At 65.2% G+C, this 18,002-nt stretch carries 19 protein-coding genes; 11 read left to right on the forward strand and 8 right to left on the reverse strand.

The window, feature by feature from the left end; all coding sequences use genetic code 11:
- Nucleotides 1–48 precede the first annotated feature (48 nt).
- The 4 genes from BLQ71_RS14085 to BLQ71_RS14100 form a co-directional block, all read right to left on the reverse strand.
- Nucleotides 49–1,143: an AraC family transcriptional regulator gene (locus BLQ71_RS14085; protein ID WP_069210969.1), complete on the reverse strand. Its 1,095-nt coding sequence runs from the start codon at nt 1,141–1,143 to the stop codon at nt 49–51.
- Nucleotides 1,144–1,216: 73 nt separating this feature from the next.
- The gene (locus BLQ71_RS14090) at nt 1,217–1,813 is read right to left on the reverse strand and encodes a pyridoxamine 5'-phosphate oxidase family protein (protein ID WP_069210970.1); all 597 of its coding nucleotides are present in this window, start codon (nt 1,811–1,813) and stop codon (nt 1,217–1,219) included.
- Between the two features lie 11 nt (nt 1,814–1,824).
- Nucleotides 1,825–2,289, reverse strand: coding sequence for a nuclear transport factor 2 family protein (locus tag BLQ71_RS14095; RefSeq protein WP_069210971.1), 465 nt, complete (start codon nt 2,287–2,289; stop codon nt 1,825–1,827).
- Between the two features lie 86 nt (nt 2,290–2,375).
- A complete protein-coding gene (locus BLQ71_RS14100; RefSeq protein WP_074622169.1) occupies nt 2,376–2,924 on the reverse strand; it encodes a carboxymuconolactone decarboxylase family protein in 549 nt (182 codons plus the stop codon).
- A 185-nt stretch (nt 2,925–3,109) separates the two neighbouring features.
- Here BLQ71_RS14100 and BLQ71_RS14105 point away from each other — a divergent pair, with 185 nt between their 5' ends.
- The 11 genes from BLQ71_RS14105 (at nt 3,110) to BLQ71_RS14155 (ending at nt 14,010) form a co-directional block, all read left to right on the forward strand.
- Entirely contained in the window at nt 3,110–3,706 is a 597-nt protein-coding gene (locus BLQ71_RS14105) for a TetR/AcrR family transcriptional regulator (RefSeq protein ID WP_069210973.1), read from the forward strand.
- Between the two features lie 69 nt (nt 3,707–3,775).
- Nucleotides 3,776–4,660 carry a LysR family transcriptional regulator gene (locus tag BLQ71_RS14110; protein WP_043137034.1) on the forward strand — a complete coding sequence of 295 codons (885 nt, stop codon included), beginning with the start codon at nt 3,776–3,778 and terminating at the stop codon, nt 4,658–4,660.
- A gap of 89 nt (nt 4,661–4,749) precedes the next feature.
- Complete coding sequence (locus tag BLQ71_RS14115; RefSeq protein WP_043137033.1) at nt 4,750–5,223, forward strand: formate dehydrogenase subunit gamma; 474 nt, start codon at nt 4,750–4,752, stop codon at nt 5,221–5,223.
- Nucleotides 5,220–6,728 carry a formate dehydrogenase beta subunit gene (locus tag BLQ71_RS14120; protein ID WP_074622170.1) on the forward strand — a complete coding sequence of 503 codons (1,509 nt, stop codon included), beginning with the start codon at nt 5,220–5,222 and terminating at the stop codon, nt 6,726–6,728. The genes BLQ71_RS14115 and BLQ71_RS14120 overlap by 4 nt, the downstream gene beginning before the upstream one ends.
- Nucleotides 6,725–9,622, forward strand: a complete 2,898-nt coding sequence (fdhF, locus tag BLQ71_RS14125) for a formate dehydrogenase subunit alpha (protein WP_074622171.1) — start codon at nt 6,725–6,727, stop codon at nt 9,620–9,622. Before BLQ71_RS14120 ends, fdhF begins: the two co-directional genes overlap by 4 nt.
- Complete coding sequence (fdhD, locus tag BLQ71_RS14130) at nt 9,619–10,440, forward strand: formate dehydrogenase accessory sulfurtransferase FdhD (protein ID WP_043137028.1); 822 nt, start codon at nt 9,619–9,621, stop codon at nt 10,438–10,440. Before fdhF ends, fdhD begins: the two co-directional genes overlap by 4 nt.
- Nucleotides 10,430–10,633: a formate dehydrogenase subunit delta gene (locus BLQ71_RS14135; protein WP_043137026.1), complete on the forward strand. Its 204-nt coding sequence runs from the start codon at nt 10,430–10,432 to the stop codon at nt 10,631–10,633. The genes fdhD and BLQ71_RS14135 overlap by 11 nt, the downstream gene beginning before the upstream one ends.
- Nucleotides 10,634–10,712: 79 nt before the next feature.
- The gene (gene tsaA, locus BLQ71_RS14140) at nt 10,713–11,192 is read left to right on the forward strand and encodes a tRNA (N6-threonylcarbamoyladenosine(37)-N6)-methyltransferase TrmO (RefSeq protein WP_074622172.1); all 480 of its coding nucleotides are present in this window, start codon (nt 10,713–10,715) and stop codon (nt 11,190–11,192) included.
- 27 nt (nt 11,193–11,219) lie between these two features.
- Entirely contained in the window at nt 11,220–12,248 is a 1,029-nt protein-coding gene (locus BLQ71_RS14145; RefSeq protein WP_083342256.1) for an iron ABC transporter substrate-binding protein, read from the forward strand.
- A 44-nt stretch (nt 12,249–12,292) separates the two neighbouring features.
- A complete protein-coding gene (locus BLQ71_RS14150) occupies nt 12,293–13,231 on the forward strand; it encodes a FecCD family ABC transporter permease (RefSeq protein ID WP_088702319.1) in 939 nt (312 codons plus the stop codon).
- Nucleotides 13,228–14,010 carry an ABC transporter ATP-binding protein gene (locus tag BLQ71_RS14155; protein ID WP_043137611.1) on the forward strand — a complete coding sequence of 261 codons (783 nt, stop codon included), beginning with the start codon at nt 13,228–13,230 and terminating at the stop codon, nt 14,008–14,010. The genes BLQ71_RS14150 and BLQ71_RS14155 overlap by 4 nt, the downstream gene beginning before the upstream one ends.
- Nucleotides 14,011–14,016: 6 nt before the next feature.
- Here BLQ71_RS14155 and BLQ71_RS14160 read toward each other — a convergent pair whose 3' ends face one another.
- The 4 genes from BLQ71_RS14160 to BLQ71_RS14175 are packed head-to-tail and all read right to left on the reverse strand — an operon-like array spanning nt 14,017 to nt 17,936.
- Nucleotides 14,017–14,865 (reverse strand): ABC transporter permease, encoded by an 849-nt coding sequence (locus BLQ71_RS14160; RefSeq protein WP_074622175.1) that lies wholly within the window; start codon nt 14,863–14,865, stop codon nt 14,017–14,019.
- Nucleotides 14,866–14,869: 4 nt separating this feature from the next.
- Nucleotides 14,870–15,727 (reverse strand): ABC transporter permease, encoded by an 858-nt coding sequence (locus BLQ71_RS14165; protein ID WP_074622176.1) that lies wholly within the window; start codon nt 15,725–15,727, stop codon nt 14,870–14,872.
- Nucleotides 15,727–16,818 (reverse strand): ABC transporter ATP-binding protein, encoded by a 1,092-nt coding sequence (locus BLQ71_RS14170; RefSeq protein ID WP_074622177.1) that lies wholly within the window; start codon nt 16,816–16,818, stop codon nt 15,727–15,729. Before BLQ71_RS14170 ends, BLQ71_RS14165 begins: the two co-directional genes overlap by 1 nt.
- Before the next feature lie 56 nt (nt 16,819–16,874).
- The gene (locus BLQ71_RS14175) at nt 16,875–17,936 is read right to left on the reverse strand and encodes an extracellular solute-binding protein (RefSeq protein WP_043137015.1); all 1,062 of its coding nucleotides are present in this window, start codon (nt 17,934–17,936) and stop codon (nt 16,875–16,877) included.
- Nucleotides 17,937–18,002: the final 66 nt, after the last annotated feature.

The following is an 18,002-nucleotide window of genomic DNA, read 5'->3' on the forward strand; positions in this document are numbered from 1 at the left end:
GATTGTCCGTGATGAGGAGCAGCGCCTCATCCTTTTGATGAAAAGAGATTAAACCGCCACGGCCCCGACCGTATCGGCCCCGCCTGCCAGCCTTTGGGCACTCCCTGCCATGACGGCGCCCTGGGGCAGGCGCGGCACGTCGCAAGCGCGATTGCGATACTGCGCCGGGGCCTGCCCGACCCAACGTTTGAAGGCGCGGCCAAAGGCGCTTTGCTCGGCGAAGCCGGTGAGAAAGGCGACCTCGGCAATGCTGCATTCGCTGTGTTCCAGCAGGTCGCGTGCAAGTTTGATCTGTACCTCGCGAACCACGTCGCGGTAGGTGGTGCCTTCGTCCGAGAGGCGGCGAAAGAAGGTCCGTTCGCTCATCCCCATGTCACGGGCCAGGCTGGCCGCGCGGGGAATCCCGGTGCTGAGCGCTGTGGACAGGCGGCGGCACAGGTCCGCGCGCAGTGGCGGTTCCGGTTCGGTCGGACCCAACTCCTTGTCCAGGTGGCTGGTCAGGAAATCCGACAGAGCCTTGTCGCCCAGTCGATTGGGCAGGTCCAGCGAATGCGCCGAGAGGGCGATGGAATCGCGGTCGGCGCCAAAGAGGACGGGGCAGCCGAAATGCGCCTCGTAGCGCGCGGGATCATCGGAACATCTGTGTCTGAAGGTGACGAACTCCAGCCGCAGCCCGTCGCGGACGAAGTCCCGCGCGTTGCGGGCAAACCCGGCCAGCGCGCATTCGTTGCGCAGGGTGAGCGCCGGATGATCCGGCGTCCGACCTTCGAGCACCAGCCGCGCAGGCGTTGCGCTGCTGTCCAGCCGGTAGACAGCCGTATCCGTCAGCAGGCGAAAATAGCGTTCCAACCGCACCAGAGAGGCGCGCAGGGTCGGCGCCGTCTTGAGCGCGAGGCCCAGAACGCCGAGGTCATCCATTCGGATCGCCTCGGCATAGGCGGCCATCAGGCTGACGCGGTCGGGATGGCGCCGCGCGATCCAGCAGATGAGATCGAAAAAGCTCTGGTCGTCCAATTGCCCGTCCTTGAGGGGGGCAACCTGATAAACCACGACCCCGCCGGAGAGGATTTCTCCGTCCGGGGTCAGGGCAAGGTTGGCGGCTGCGGTGAGGGCGTGGACAAAGGCTGCAGTGACGGTGGGCATGGCAGGCTCCAATTCTTTGCAGGTAAATGAAAACCGCCCCCGGAAAGCATCCGGGGGCGGTGTCGGGGCCGGGTCAGACCCCGGCGAAACGCTGTTGTTCCAGTTCGGCGATGCGCTTGCGCAACCGGCGGATTTCCTCGCCGTATTCGGCATCGGTGCGACGCACCGGGATGTGTTGCGGGCAGTTCCAGTCAAAGGCGGCCACGCGGATCACGATGGCGCGTTCTGCAACCGGCGCATCCGGACCGTTCAGATGGGAAATCACCGACGGATCCTCGGTGATCTGGGCATTCCCCAGCAGCTTGAGCCGCTTGCGCCGTGCGAAATCTACCGCAAGGATCGAGATGCGATCATTCCGGCGCAGGTTGCCGGTGCTGATGTACTGCTTGTTCCCGCTGTAATCCGCATAGGCGATGGTCTGCGGGTCGATCACCTTGAGAAATCCGGGCGTGCCGCCACGAAACTGGACATAGGGCCATCCGGTCTCGGACACTGTCGCCTGGAACACGCCGTCGCGGGCCTGGATGAAGGCGGCTTCGCGTTCGGTCAGTTCGGCGCCATCGGTCCGCTCGGGCGAGAGGACGCGCGCGTAGATCTCTGCCGATCCGTGCTGGTGCTGTTCGGCGCGCACGGTGGGCGTAAAGGCGATCCGGGCATAGGCATTGGCCATGATTTCTCTCCTTATAGTCCGAGGTCGGTCAGGCCGGGGTGATCCTGCGGGCGCGGGCCCTGCGGCCAGTGCATCAGGCGTTCGTCCTCGCGGATGGGCAGATCATTGATCGAGGCAATGCGGCGCTGCATCCGGCCGTCGGGTGCGAACTCCCAGTTCTCGTTGCCGTAGGCGCGGAACCACGCGCCGCTGTCGTCGCGGTATTCATAGGCAAAGCGCACGGCGATCCGATTGCCCTCATGGGCCCAGAGCTCCTTGATCAGGCGATAGTCATGCTCGCGCGTCCATTTGCGCGTGAGGAAGTCGACGATGTTGTCGCGGCCAGCGAAACGTTCGGCCCGGTTGCGCCATTGGCTGTCAGGCGTATAGGCCAGCGCGACCTTTTCGGGCTGTCGCCTGTTCCAGGCGTCCTCGGCCATGCGGACCTTCTGCGCGGCGGTTTCACTGTCGAAAGGGGGGATCGGCGGTCGGGTCATCTTGGGTTCCTCGGGCAAAGGCGGGCGCCCCGGCGGGGGAGAAGGGACAGGGAGTGTGCCGGGACGCCCTGGGGGGACCTGGGGGATCAGGCGGCGTCAGAGCTTACGACCGGAAAGTCGATCGGGGTTCCGAAGGCCTCGTTGAGGTAGTTGGTCAGCGTGTTCAGCGCGACATGGGCCACGATCTCGACGATCTGGGCGTCGCTGTAGCCGGCCAGTTTGACGGCAGAGACTTCGGCCTCGGTCACGTTGCCGCGTGCCTTGACCAGCGACACGGCAAAGCGGACGGCGGCATCTGCCTTGGGGTCGGTCGAACCGCCGCGCCGGTTGGCCGCGATCTCGGCGTCGTCCAGCTTGGCCATGTTTTTGCCGATGAAGGCATGAGCCGACAGGCAATAGTCGCAGCCGTTCACCTGCGCGACGGCCAGGGCGATGCCTTCGCGCGTTGCGGCGGGCAGGTCGCCCTTCGACAAGGCGCCGCTAAGTTCGAGGTAGCCGCCCAGGGCGGCGGGGCTGTTGGCTGTCAAGCGAAAGAGGTTGGGCACCGAGCCGAGCGAGGTCTTGACCGCCTCGAGCAGCGGACGCGAGGCGATGGGGGCGTCGTCAATGGTGGCCGGAAGGGGAATGCGGGTCATGGGATCTCTCTTGGTGTGGTTCATGTGAACGCGCTTTGTGCGCCCCTTATAAAACAGACAGGTCTGTATATTTGTCAAACCCCTATCACCAGGCTGTGAAAACCTGCGATCACGCTTTCGCATTGAAAGGTCGCTGAAAAAACGGGATAAGTATACAGAACTGTCTGATAACAGGAGGGAAGGTCTTGAAGTCGCGTCGTGACGACCTTGTCGAAACTGCACTGAAACTTTTCTACATCCACGGCTTCAACGCGACCGGTATCGACCGGATCCTGGCCGAATCGGGCGTGGCCAAGATGACCCTCTACAAGCACTTCCGTTCAAAGGACGAACTGATCCTAGCCGCCTTGCAATTGCGCGACGAAAGGTTTCGCAACTGGCTTATGGCCGAGATGGAGAAGTCTTCGACTGATCCCGAAGAACGGCTGCTATCCATGTTCCCGGCGCTGGAAACATGGTTCCTGGGGAAGGCGTTCAAGGGGTTGGGATTTTCGGGGTGCGCCTTCATCAATGCGGCGGGCGAGTTTGGGGACCAGGCCCATCCCGCGCACCGTCTGGCGGCTGAGCACAAGCGGCGGATCGTCGACTACCTGTCAGAGCTGTGCCGCGACGCCGGGCTGCCCGATCCGGAAGATCTGGCCGAACAGCTAGCCCTTCTCAAGGAAGGGGCCATTGCCACGGCGCATGTCCGCAACATGCCCGAGGCGGCCCGCACCGCCGAAAAGATGGCGCGCATCCTGATCGAAGCGGCCAAGGCAAGGGGTGGCCAGCCGAAGGCTTGAGCCGTGCCTCTGGACATTTCCATCGGAATTCTGGATCGAAAGCGTGGTCTGCAATAGGAAAGCGGGATCATGCTCGACAAGTTGGAAATGTTCATCGCCCTTGCCCGTGAGGGCCATTTCGGGCGGGCCGCAGAGCGCATGAACATTGCGCAACCCACATTGTCGGCCGGGATCAAGCAGCTTGAAGAGCAGCTTGGCGTTCAGCTGGTCTATCGCGGTTCCCGATTCGGGGGGCTGACCCCGGAAGGCCAGACCGCGCTGACATGGGCCAAGCGGATCACCGGCGATGCCCGCCAGCTGCGTGACGAGATGCGGATGAGCCGGACGGGACTCGCAGGTGAGGTGCGGCTTGCCGTGATCCCCACGGCCCAGTCCTGGGCAGGGCACCTCTGCACGGTTTTCGCGGCCCGCCATCCCAATGTCCGTTTCCGAATCCTGTCCCGCAACTCGCGCGAGATCCTGCAACTGATGGATGATTTCGAGGCGGACGCCGGGATCTCCTATCTCGACAACGAGCCGCTGGGGCGAGTCGATACAGCCGAACTGTACGAAGAAAGCTACATGCTCGTCTGCGCAAAGTCGTCTGAATTCGCCGGGCGGGACAGCGTCGACTGGTCGGCTCTCAGCGGGGTGCAACTGGCGCTTCTGACTCCCGACATGCAGAACAGGAGGATCATCAATCGCCTGTTCATCAAGAACGGCGTCAGGCCCAGTACCTGCATCGAATCGAACTCGGTCATCGCGCTGGTGGCCAGCGTGATCCAGGCGCAATGCGTCACGGTTCTTCCCGGAGATCTCGCGCGCTTCCTTGCCGCGGGCAAAGAGATTGCATTGGTCCCGCTGCAGGGGGCAGGGCGTTATCACAAGGTCGGTTTGATCCTGCCTCACCGGGATCCGCGCACGCCGGTTCTGGAGGCGCTATTGAAAGAGGCGCGCAAGCTGCCCCCGATTTGATCGAAAATTCCTATCGACTGACGGAACAGCGTTATTGAAGGGACCCCCTCCGAATGTGCCAGTTGGCGCCAATTCAGGAGGACCACGACATGCCTGCCAGCGCCGATTTCGACGCAGCCGAGCTGAAACTCATCATCGACGCACACCGGTCTCTGGAAGGGCCGTTGCTGCCTATGTTGCACGCCATCCAGGACAGCTTTGGTCATATTCCGGCCGAGTCGCACGCGCCGATCTGCGACGCGCTGAACATCACCCGGGCCGAACTGCACGGGGTCATCAGCTTTTACCATGACTTCCGCGAAGCTCCGGCAGGCCGCCATGTGCTGAAGATCTGCCGTGCCGAGGCCTGCCAATCCGTAGGTGGGAGCGAGCTGGCCGAGAGCCTGCTGTCGAAACTGGGACTGAACTGGCATGGGACGACGCCGAACGGCGCTGTCACGATCGAGCCGGTCTACTGCCTGGGCCTGTGTGCCTGTGCGCCGGCGGCAATGGTGGATGACCGTGTGGTCGGCCGCATCGACGCGGCCAGGCTGGACACACTGCTGGCGGAGGCGGGCGCATGAAGATCTATGTTCCGATGGACAGCGCCGCCAAGGCGCTTGGGGCCGAGGATGTGGTTGCGGCCTTGCGCGCGGAAGCACCTGATGCGGACATCATCCGCACTGGCACGCGCGGGATGATCTGGCTGGAACCCCTGGTCGAGGTGGAAATCGACGGGGTACGCCACGGGTTTGGCCCGGCAGAACCGTCCGATGCGGCCGCGATCCTCGACGGCACCAGTGCCAAGGCGCTTGGCCCTGTCGAGGATCTGGAGTGGATGAAGCGCCAGACCCGACTGACCTTTGCCCGCGTCGGCGTGATCGACCCTCTGTCGCTTGACGACTACGAGGCGCACGGCGGGCTGAAGGGGCTGCGCGTCGCGCTTGACCTCTCGGCCCAGCAGATCGTCGACGAGGTCAAGACCTCCGGCCTGCGCGGTCGCGGTGGGGCGGGTTTCCCGACCGGCATCAAGTGGCAGACCGTGCATGACGCCGAAGCGCCGCAGAAATACATCGTCTGCAACGCCGACGAGGGCGACAGCGGCACCTTCGCCGACCGCATGGTGATGGAGGGCGACCCCTTTACTCTGATCGAGGGCATGGCCATCGCGGGGCTGGGTGTCGGTGCGACCAGGGGCTACGTCTACCTGCGGTCCGAGTATCCGGATGCCATCGCCGTCATGACGCGCGCGGTGGAACTGGCCCGCGCCGCTGGCGTATTGGGCAGTGACATCCTGGGGTCCGGCCGTGCCTTCGACATGGAGATCCGCAAGGGCGCGGGCGCCTATGTTTGCGGTGAGGAAACCTCCCTGCTCAACTCGCTCGAAGGCAAGCGCGGCGTGGTGCGGGCCAAGCCGCCCTTGCCGGCGCTGGAGGGCTTCCTGGGGCGTCCGACGGTGGTGAACAACGTCATCAGCCTGGCGACCGTTCCGGTGATTTTCGAGAAGGGCGCACAGCATTACGCGGACTTCGGTCTTGGCCGGTCGCGCGGGACCGTGACCCTGCAGATCGCGGGCAACGTGGCCCGTGGCGGGTTGTTCGAAACCGCCTTTGGCATCTCGCTGGGCGAGGTGGTCAATGACCTTGGCGGCGGCACGGCCTCTGGCCGTCCGGTCAAGGCGGTGCAGGTGGGCGGGCCCCTGGGGGCCTACATGCCGGTGTCGAAATTCGACACGCCGCTGGGCTACGAGGAATTCGACCAGGCGGGCGGGTTGATCGGCCACGCGGGCCTGACCGTCTTCGACGACCGGACCGACATGCTGGGCATGGCGCGCTTCGCGATGGAGTTCTGCGCCGTGGAAAGCTGTGGCAAGTGCACGCCCTGCCGGATCGGCGCCGTCCGCGGTGTCGAAACGCTGGACCGGATCGCAGAGGGCGACGCCGCCGCGCTGCCCCTGTTGACCGACCTCTGCGAGACGATGACGGACGGGTCGCTTTGCGCGCTGGGGGGCTTCACGCCGTTCCCGGTCATGTCCGCCGTCACCCATTTCCCCGATGATTTCGCCCGCCAGAAGGAGGCCGCCGAATGAAGGATTTCATCCTGCCGACCGACGACCGTGACATGGGCACCCCCGCCCGCCAGGGCGCGCCCGTCACCCTGACCATCGACGGCTTCGAAGTCACCGTCCCCGAAGGCACCAGCGTCATGCGCGCCGCCGCCGAGATCGGCATCTCGGTGCCCAAGCTCTGCGCGTCGGACAACCTGGAGGCGTTCGGTTCCTGCCGTCTTTGCGCGGTCGAGATCGAGGGGCGTCGCGGCACCCCCGCTTCCTGCACGACGCCGGTGGCGCCGGGCATGGTCGTGGACACGCAGTCGCAGAAGGTGCGCAAGATCCGCAAGGGCGTGATGGAGCTCTATATTTCGGATCACCCGCTGGACTGCCTGACCTGTGCGGCCAACGGCGATTGCGAGTTGCAGGACATGGCCGGGGCCGTCGGCCTGCGCGACGTGCGTTACAAGGCGCCGGAACAGGGCGGGCTGGCCAACCATTTCGAGGCCCGCAATACGTCCGGCGAGGCCAACCCCGAATGGCTGCCCAAGGACGACAGCAACCCCTATTTCACCTACGACCCTTCAAAGTGCATCGTCTGCAACCGCTGCGTCCGCGCCTGCGAAGAGGTGCAGGGCACCTTTGCGCTGACGATCTCGGGGCGCGGGTTCGACAGCCGCGTGTCGGCGGGCGGCGTCGGGGACGATTTCCTGGCCTCGGACTGCGTGTCCTGCGGCGCCTGCGTGCAGGCCTGCCCCACCGCGACCCTGCAGGAAAAATCCGTGATCGAGATGGGCACGCCGGACCGGTCCGTCGTGACCACCTGCGCCTATTGCGGCGTCGGCTGTTCCTTCAAGGCGGAAATGCAGGGCGATGAACTGGTTCGCATGGTGCCCTACAAGCACGGCAAGGCAAACCGCGGCCACAGCTGCGTCAAGGGACGCTTTGCCTATGGCTATGCCAACCACAAGGACCGCATCCTGAACCCGATGATCCGCGACTCGATCGACGAGCCCTGGCGCGAGGTCAGCTGGGACGAGGCGCTGGTCTTTGCCGCGGGCCGCATGCGCGGCCTGCAGGAAAAGCACGGCAAGAAGAGCATCGGTGTCATCACTTCCAGCCGCTGCACCAACGAGGAAACCTACCTCGTGCAGAAACTGACCCGCGCGGTATTCGGAAACAACAATACCGACACCTGCGCCCGCGTCTGCCATTCGCCCACTGGATATGGCCTTGGCCAGACCTTCGGCACCAGCGCCGGCACGCAGGATTTCGACAGTGTCGAACAGACCGACGTGGTCATCGTCATCGGTGCCAACCCGACCGATGGCCACCCGGTTTTTGCCAGCCGCCTGAAAAAGCGTCTGCGGGCAGGGGCCAAGCTGATCGTCATCGACCCGCGTCGCATCGACCTGGTGAAATCCGCCCATATAGAGGCCGCGCATCATCTGGCGCTGAAGCCCGGCACCAATGTCGCCGTGGTCACGGCGCTGGCACATGTGATCGTGACCGAGGGACTGATGGACGAGGCGTTCATCCGTACCCGCTGCGACTGGGACGAATTCCAGGTCTATGCAGAATTCGTCAGCGATCCGCGCCACTCGCCCGAGGCGACCGCCCTGCTGACCGGCGTCGACGCGCAGGAGCTGCGGGCCGCCGCACGGACCTTTGCCCGGGGCGGCAACGGCGCGATCTACTATGGCCTTGGCGTGACCGAGCACAGCCAGGGGTCGACCACCGTCATGGGGATCGCCAATCTTGCCATGCTGACCGGGAACGTCGGGCGGCCCGGCGTCGGCGTGAACCCGCTGCGCGGCCAGAACAACGTGCAGGGGTCTTGCGACATGGGGTCCTTCCCGCATGAACTGCCGGGCTACCGCCACGTGAAACTGCCTGAGGTGCGGGAAATTTTCGAAACGACCTGGGGTGTCGAGATCGACCCGGAACCGGGTTTGCGCATTCCCAACATGCTGGACGCGGCGGTCGAGGGCACCTTCAAGGGGCTCTACTGTCAGGGCGAGGACATCCTGCAATCGGATCCGGACACGAAACATGTCGCGGCGGGCCTTGCGGCGATGGAATGCGTCATTGTGCATGACCTCTTCCTGAACGAGACCGCGAATTATGCCCATGTCTTCCTGCCCGGGTCGACCTTCCTGGAAAAGGACGGCACATTCACCAATGCCGAACGCCGCATCAACCGCGTGCGCCGCGTCATGGCGCCCAAGAACGGCTATGCCGACTGGGAGGTGACGCAGCTGCTGGCCAATGCGATGGGGGCGGGCTGGTCCTATACCCATCCCAGCCAGATCATGGAGGAAATCGCCGCCACGACACCCTCTTTCGCCGGGGTGGACTATGCCCTGTTGGAGGAAAAGGGATCTGTGCAATGGCCCTGCAACGAGGCGCATCCCGCAGGCACGCCGCTGATGCATGTCGATGAGTTCGTGCGCGGCAAGGGGCGGTTCATCGTCACCGAATACGTCGCCACCGACGAAAAGACCGGCCCGCGTTTCCCGCTCTTGCTGACCACCGGGCGCATCCTGTCCCAATACAACGTGGGCGCGCAGACCCGGCGCACGGAAAACGTGGTCTGGCACCAGGCCGACGTTCTGGAAATCCATCCGCATGACGCCGAGAATCGCGGCCTAAACGATGGCGACTGGGTGCGGCTGGCCTCGCGGTCGGGTGAAACGACGCTGAGGGCGCAGGTGACGGATCGGGTCAGCCCCGGCGTGGTCTACACCACCTTCCACCACCCGGACACCCAGGCCAACGTCATCACCACGGATTACTCCGACTGGGCCACGAACTGCCCGGAATACAAGGTGACGGCGGTGCAGGTCGCGCCCTCGAACGGGCCGACCGACTGGCAGGAGGACTACGCCGCACAGGCCGAACGGTCGCGCCGTATCCTTCCGGCAGCGGAATGAACGCGCGCGCCGCAACCGTCAGCGCCTCGGGCCGGTCGCACCAGTCCGAGGGCACGCTGGCGATCCATCGTACCCTGCCCGAAGAGGTGCCGGTGGCGCTGGTCTTCAATGGCACCACGCAGGCGGTCATGATGGCCAGTCCCGCTGACCTGGCGGATTTCGCCCTCGGCTTTGCCCTGACAGAGGGCATCGTCACCGACCCATCGCAGGTCGACGACTTCGAGATCGTCGAACATGCGCAGGGCATCGAGGCGCGTTTTCTGCTGGAGGACGGTCGTGCCAAGGCCCTGTCCGCGCGTCGGCGCTTCATGGCTGGGCCGGTGGGCTGCGGGCTGTGCGGGATCGACAGCCTGGACCAGGCCTTGCGCCGCGTGCCGCGCGTGACCTCTGACCTGCGGCTGAAGGTGGCCGAGGTCGCCCGCGCCACCGACGCGCTGCGCCGGCACCAGCGCCTGCACGACATGACACGCGCCACCCATGCGGCGGGTTTCATGACCTCGGGGCGCAGCGTTTTCATGGCGCGCGAGGACGTGGGCCGGCACAACGCGCTGGACAAGCTCATCGGCGCGCTGGCGCATGAGGGTCTCGACGCGTCGCAGGGCGCGGCTGTCATGACCTCTCGGCTGTCGATCGAGCTGGTCCAGAAATGTGCCCTGGCCGGTATCCCGGTCCTCGTTGCCGTGTCCGCCCCCACCGGCGCCGCCGTGCGTCTGGCGCAAGAGGCTGGCATCACCCTGGCCGCCTTTGCCCGGAGCGGCGGTTTCGACATCTATTCCCATCCTCACCGCATCACCGACGAGGCACCGCATGTCGCCTGACAAGATGATCCGCATGGCGAACCAGATCGCCACTTTCTTCAAGACCCAGCCAAACGAGGATGCCCCCGCGCGGGTCGCGGCGCATATCTCGGACTTCTGGGAGCCGCGTATGCGCGACCAGTTGCGCAGCCATGTTGCCCAGGGCGGTGACGGGCTGGACGAGGTGGTTGTCCGGGCCGTTGCGCAGATATGACCGCGGTCCGGCCCGGCACGGGCGGGTTTGATCTCTGCACCGCCCTGTCGGACAGTCGCGCCGACGGAAAGGGCGCGGCATGACGGACACCACCCTTCGCGCAGGAGAGCGCGCGCTTGATCTCGGCCCGGCGGGGGATGCCGCGTTGCGCTTCATCGGCACGATCCACACGCCTTGGCCCGATCGCGATGCCTGCCCGCGACAGGGGCAGCTGGACGGGCCGGAGTGTCGCATCCGCCTGGACCCGGAATGGCAGCCCGCGCTTGCCGGGCTCGACGCCTATGCCAGTATCGAGGTTCTCTACTGGTTGGGTTTGGCGCGGCGTGATCTGCTGACCCAGAGCCCGAAGAAGGATGGGCAGGTCTTTGGCACTTTCGCCCTGCGCTCTCCGGTGCGGCCCAATCCCATCGGTACGTCGATGGTGAAACTGTTGCGGATCGAAGGGGCGGACCTCATCGTGCGCGGGCTGGATTGCGTCGATGGCACGCCACTGATCGACCTCAAGCCGGACCGCTGCCTGTTCACGCCCAAGGCGCCGCCAAAGCCGGGCGACATTTGACGATCACGCTCTACCAAGGAGGGCATTTTGCGATTTCTGTTCCTGTTCCTCGCGCTGCTGGCCACCCCGCTTGCCGCGCGCACCATCACCGACAGCGCGGGCCGCGTGGTCGAGGTGCCCGATGATGTGATCACCGTCTTTGCCGCCGGGCCGCCCGCCTCTGTCCTGGTCTACGTGCTGAAACCCGAGGCCCTGGCCGGCTGGCCGCGAGCGCTGCGGGCAGAAGAGCGGGACTATATCGCCGAACCTTACCGCGACCTGCCTGAAACAGGGCGGCTGACCGGGCGCGGCGGCGAAGCCAACCTGGAACGCGTGCTGGAAATCAAGCCGGACCTGATCGTCGATTTCGGCTCTGTCCGCGATACTTACATCGACCTGGCGGACCGGGTGCAGGCGCAGACGGGCATTCCCTATATTCTGACCGACGGCAGGTTCGAGAACACGCCGGAGGCCCTGCGCATCCTGGGCGAGGCGCTGGGGGTGCCTGACCGGGGCAAGGCGCTGGCGGTAGATGCCGAGGCGCGCTTTGCCAGCATCGACGCGCTGCTGGATGAGGTGCCGGAGGAGGCGCGCCCCCGCGTCTACCTGGCGCGTGGGCCGGATGGGCTGGAGACCGGCATGAAAGGTTCGATCAACACCGAGATCATCGAACGCGCGGGCGGGCGCAACGTGGCCGATGACGGCGGTACGACGCGCGGGCTGGTCCGGGCCTCGATGGAGCAGGTCATCGTCGCCAACCCCGACCTGGTAGTGACCTGGGACCGCACCTTCTTTGACCGGGTCTGGGACGATCCCCTGTGGCAGGGGGTCGATGCAGTGCAACAGCGGCGTGTCTACCTGTCGCCCACGGCCCCCTTTGGCTGGATCGACCGCCCGCCTTCGCTGAACCGGATGATGGGGCTCAACTGGATGGCGGGGCTGATGTATCCCGACCGCTGGCAGGGAGACCTGCGCGAGGAGGCGCGGGAGTTCTACGCGCAATGGTATCACGTCGACCTCTCCGATGATGCGCTTGACCGCCTGCTGGAGTGGGCCAAAGAGCGTCCGCCAGAGTGATCCGGCCCGCGCTGCCCCTGCTGCTGGCGCTTGCGTTGGTGCTCATGGCTTTCGGGGCCGTGATGGTGGGGCCTTTCGGCCTGTCACCGGGCGATGTCCTGCGGACGCTTGTCGGGCAGGGCGATCCGCAAGCGACAATCGTGATCTGGAACATCCGCCTGCCGCGCGTCGCCGCCGCCCTGCTGGTGGGCGCGGCGCTGGCCGCCGCCGGGGCCAGCTACCAGGCGCTGTTTCGCAATCCGCTGGTCTCGCCGGACATCCTGGGCGTATCGGCGGGCGCGGGACTGGGGGCCGTGGCGGGGATTTTCCTGTCCCTGCCGGTGGCGGCAATCCAGGCCTCTGCCTTTGTCGGGGGCATGGCCGCAGTGGGTGTGGTGACGCTGGTCGCGGCAGCGGTGAGGGGCGCGGACCGGACGTTGACGCTGGTCCTTGTGGGGGTGGTGATCGGGGCGCTGGCCGGGGCGGCGACCTCGCTGCTCAAGGTGCTGGCCGATCCCTACGATCAGCTCCCGGCGATCACCTTCTGGCTGCTTGGGTCCTTGGCCTCTGTCACCTCTGCCGACATTCTGCCTGCCTTGCCCGCCGTACTTGTCGGGCTTGTACCCCTGGCCCTGTTGCGCTGGCGGATCAACGTGCTGTCGATGGGCGACGAAGAAGCCCGCGCCCTGGGGGTCGAGGCCGGGCGCACCCGGTTCCTGGTGATCGCCGCCGCGACGCTGGTCACCGCCAGCGTGACCGCGCTGGCCGGTGTCGTCGGCTGGGTCGGGCTGGTGATCCCGCATGTGGCGCGGATGCTGGTCGGGCCGGGCTTCGGACGTCTGTTGCCGGTTTCGGCCCTGATCGGGGCGGGCTACCTGTTGGCGGTGGACACGCTGGCGCGAACCATCGCCCCGGTCGAGGTGCCGCTGGGCATCCTGACGGCGGTGATCGGCGCGCCCTTCTTCGTGGTGCTTCTGTCCCGCGGACGCCGGGGATGGGCATGATGCTGGAGGCCCGCAACCTGTCCATCGGCCACGGAAAGACCCTTGTCGGTCGCGGTCTGACGCTCAGCGTGGCGCCGGGCGAGGTTCTGTGCCTGCTGGGCCCGAACGGGTGCGGCAAGACCACGCTGTTCCGGACCCTGATGGGCCTGTTGCCACCGCTTGCCGGGCAGGTTTTCCTAGGAGACCGACCGATCTCGACCCGGACCCGGGCCGAGATCGCCCGCCGTATCGCCTACGTGCCGCAGGCCCACGCACCCCCCTTTCCCTTCGAGGCGCTGGAGGTGGTCCTGATGGGCCGCACCGCGCGGCTGGGCGCCTTTGGCCAACCGGGCCGGACCGACAGGGCGACGGCGCTGGATGCGATGGATCACCTTGGGATTGCCGACCTGGCGGGGCGCAACTATGCGCAACTGTCCGGCGGGCAGCGCCAGTTGGTCCTGATCGCCCGCGCCCTGGCGCAGGAGGCGCCGCTGATCGTCATGGATGAACCCACCGCCAGCCTCGATTTCGGCAACCAGGCGCAGGTCCTGTCGCGGATCGCCGCGCTGGTGTCAGGCGCGGTAGAGGACGGGCGCAGTGTCGTCCTGTCGACTCATGACCCCGACCAGGCCTTTGCGCTGGATGCCCGGGTCGTGCTGATGCACCGGGGTGGTATCCTGGCTCAGGGCGCGGCCTCGGACATTCTGGACGGCCCGCGACTGAGTGCTGTCTACGACATGCCGATCACGGTCGAGACCACGACCAGCGGGCGAAGGGTCTGCCTGCCCGCCGTATCCTAGGGGCACTCAGCGGCGCTGGAACAGGATCACCACCAGCGCCAGCAGCGACGAGCCCAGCATCAGCAGCAGGGACACCGCGTTCAGCAACGGCGTCGATCCCTCTTTCAGGCGGTCGAACATGGCGATGGTCAGTGGCGCGTCAGAGCCGACCAGCATCAGTGTGGTGTTGAAATTCTCGAAGCTCATGAGGAAGGCCACGACCACCGCGCCGATCATTGCCGGCATCAGGAAGGGAATGGTGATCGTCCGCACCGCCACCAGCCGCGTGGCCCCCAGATTCAGCGCCGCCTCTTCCAGAGTGCGGTCGAATTTTTGCAAGCGCGCGGTGATGACCAGCGTGGCGATGGTGGTGATGAAGGAAAACTGCCCAAGGATCACCAGCAACAAGCCGGGCCGCAGCGCCTGGATATCCATCTGTGCCAGGTCCCAGATGCCATTCGCCAGGGTCGACGAAAAGACGAGGATGGAAATGCCCAGCACGATGCCGGGAATGACCAGCGGCAACAGCATCAGAACGTAAAGCAGCCCCTTGCCCCGGAACTCGTACCGATTGAACAGGAAGGCATTCGTGGTGCCGACACAGACCGACAGCAGCGCGACGCAGGCGGCAACAAAGGCCGAGGTGCCCACGGCCCGCAGGATACCGCGTTCGTGGAACACGCCGATCTGTGGGCGGTCCTCGCCAAAGAACCAGTTCCAGGTGAACCCCTCCCAGGGAAGCGAGGGGAACTGGCTGTCGTTGAAGGCGAAGACCGCGACAACGGTCAGCGGCAGCGCGAGGTAGAGGAAGAACAGCAGCACGTAGCCGCCGTAGATCAGGCGAAAGCCGCGGGATTGGGGGATCGTGGGGATCATCGGCTTATCCCATCGTTTCCTGCAGGGTGCGGCCGGTCAGGCGCAGCATCCCCCAGACGATCACCGAGGACAGCACCAGCAGCATAAAGCCGAAGGCGGCGCCCAGCTCCCAGTTCGAGCGGACGATGAACTGGTTGTAGATCATCTCGGTGAACCAGAGGCTGTCCTTGCCGCCCAGCATCGTCGGCGTCAGGTAGTTGCCCAGCGACAGCATGAAGACGACGATACAGCCCGAGACGATGCCTGGCATGGCGTGGGGGACGATGATTTCGCGCAGCACCGACAGCCCGCTGCCGCCAAGGTCATAACCGGCCTCGATCACGCTGTCGTCTAGGCTTTCCAATGTCGTGACCAGCGGCACCACCATGAACAGCATCGAGGTATAGACAAGTCCCACCATCATGGCGGCGTCGTTGTACAGCATCTCGACCGGCTGATCGGCCAGACCCGCCCATTGCAGCAGGTTTGACACCAGCCCGGTTTCGCGCAGCAGGATCATCCAGCCGAATGTCCGCACCAGCTCCGAAACGTAGAAGGGAATGAGGCACAGCATGAACAGCACCTGTTGCAGGCGCCCCTTGGCCATCTTGGCGATGTAGTAGGAGACCGGAAAGGCGATCACCAGCGTGATCGCCGTGGCCAGCACCGACATCACCGCCGTGCGCCAGAAGGTCCGCAGGTAGAGCGGTTCTGTCAGGGCCTTTTCGTATTGCGCAAGGCTGGTTTCGTAGACGCCAAAGCTGATGCGTTCGCGGATCGAGATGAGGAACATGTCGATATGCGGAATGATGATCAGCAGGCCCAGCCACAGCACCAGGGGTGTCAGCAGCAGGATGAAACCGATCCGGGTATGCGCGCGCATCAGGCCGCCCCCTTGAAACAGGTCGCTTGCGCCGCGCCCCAGCCGATATGCACCGCATCCCCCCGTTTCAGCGCGGCGAATTCGCCGGATTGGGGCAGGGTGACTTCCAGAGTTTCGCCCGCGTCGTCCTGCACCAGCACGCGCGAGGCCGCGCCGTTGAACAGGATGCTTGTCACCTTGCCCTGCAGCTGGTTGTCGAAACCGGAGAGCGCCTCGGCGCTGGCGGCCAGGCGAATGGATTCCGGGCGGACAAAGATTTCTGCGGTGTCACCGGCGGCCAAGGGACCCGCAGCCGTTGCCCGCATGGCCAGGCCGCTGTCGGTGCGCATCTGCAGGGCCTCGCCCTCGATGCGGTCGATGCGGCCCTTCCAGCGGTTCGATTCCCCGATGAACCCGGCGACAAAAGGCGTGTCGGGGCGGTAATACAGATCCTGCCCGGTGCCGACCTGCTCGAACCGCCCGGCATTCATGACGGCGATCTGGTCGGACATGACCAGCGCCTCGGACTGGTCGTGGGTGATGTAGACAAAGGTGGTGTCAAAGGCCGCCTGCAGCGCCTTCAGCTCGACCTTCATATGTTCGCGAAGTTTCAGGTCCAGCGCGCCCAGCGGCTCGTCCAGCAACAGAACGTCCGGCTCAAGCACCATGCAGCGGGCGATGGCGACGCGCTGTTTCTGACCGCCCGAAAGCTCATCGACCTTGCGCCCGCCGATCCCCGGCAGGCCGATGCGGTCCAACGCCTCGTCCACCTTGCGGGCGATCTGGTCCCTGGGCATCTTCTGGCGCCGCAGCCCGTAGCCGATGTTTTCGGCGATACTCATCATGGGGAACAGGGCCAGGTGCTGGAACACCATGTTCACCGGACGCTTGTTCGGCGGCGTGTCCAGAACCGATTTGCCCTTGATCCGGATATCCCCGGAGGTCGGGTCGAGAAACCCGGCGATCATCCGCATGATCGTCGTCTTGCCGCAGCCCGACGGCCCCAGGATCGAAAAGAAACTGCCCGGAGGCACCGAGAAGGAGACGTTGTCGACGGCGGTTGTCTCACCGAACCGTTTGACGAGATCGGCGCATTCGAGATCAGGGGTCATGCGGGAAGTCCGTTCATATGGCGGCACCCGGAGAACCGGGTGCCGCCCGTGTCAGATCAGTTGGCGGCCTGGACCCGGTCCAGAACTTCGCCCTCGATGGTTTCCAGGCCGGCGGGAACCGGCGGATACCACTTGATGTTGTCGATGGCTTCCTGCGGGAAGCTGTTCTGGTACTTGGCCTTCAACCCGTCCTCGACGTATTCGTCGGCCCCGGCGGAGGCGGTGAAGTTGCCGGCTGCCGCGGTGATCATGGCCGCGATTTCCGGCTGCATGACAAAGTTGATCCACTCATAGGCGACGTCGTCGGCCTGGCCCTTGGCAGGCAGGACAAAGGTGTCGATCCAGCCCAGTGCGCCCGATGCCGGGGCGACAAAGGTGATGTCGGCGTTGTCGTCGTTCAGCTTCCAGCCGCCGGTGTCCCAGGCCATCGAGGCGGTGACTTCGCCCGAACGGACCAGGTTCATCAACTCGTCGCCGCCACCCCAGTAGGTTTTGACGTTGGCCTTGCACTCGGTCAGCTTGGCTTCGACCTTGCCCATGATCTCCTTGTACTTTTCCTCGTCGCCGTAGGCGGCAAAGGGATCTTCGCCCATTGCGAAGGCAAAGCCGATCAGCGTCGGGCGCTTCAGGCGGTAGGTCACCTTGCCTGCGACGGCCGGGTCGCAGAGGTCGGTGTAATCCTTGACGGTGTCCCCCGCCTCGGCGGTGTTCAGCACCAGGCCCGAGGTGCCCCAGACGTGCGGCACGCCGTAGACTTCGTCGTTCACGGTGGTGTTGGCCATCGTCGCCATCAGCATCGAGGGGATGAAGAGCGACTCGTCGATTTTCGACATGTCGATCGGCTTGTAGATGCCGAATTCCATCTGCGGGCCCATGACGCGGTCCTGGCTGGGCTGGACCAGGTCAAAGCCGCCGCCGCCGGTGGCGCGCAGCTTGGCGATCATTTCCTCGTTGTTGGACTTGGTCACTTCGACGGTGTGGCCGGTCTTCTGCTCGAACAGTTCGATGACCTCATCGGGCGCGTAGCCGCCCCAGGTCAGCAGGCGCAGGGTGTCGGCGGAGGCCGTGGTGGCCATCCCCGCGATCAATGTGGTGGTCAAAAGGATGGTTCTGGACATGGGTCTCTCCTCTGTCGGGTCGTGGTTCTGTCCCGGGCTCTGCCGAAAAAAGGGCAGGGTGTGCCC

Origin of the sequence: Antarctobacter albus (assembly GCF_900101505.1) — a bacterium.
Taxonomy (GTDB): domain Bacteria; phylum Pseudomonadota; class Alphaproteobacteria; order Rhodobacterales; family Rhodobacteraceae; genus Antarctobacter; species Antarctobacter albus.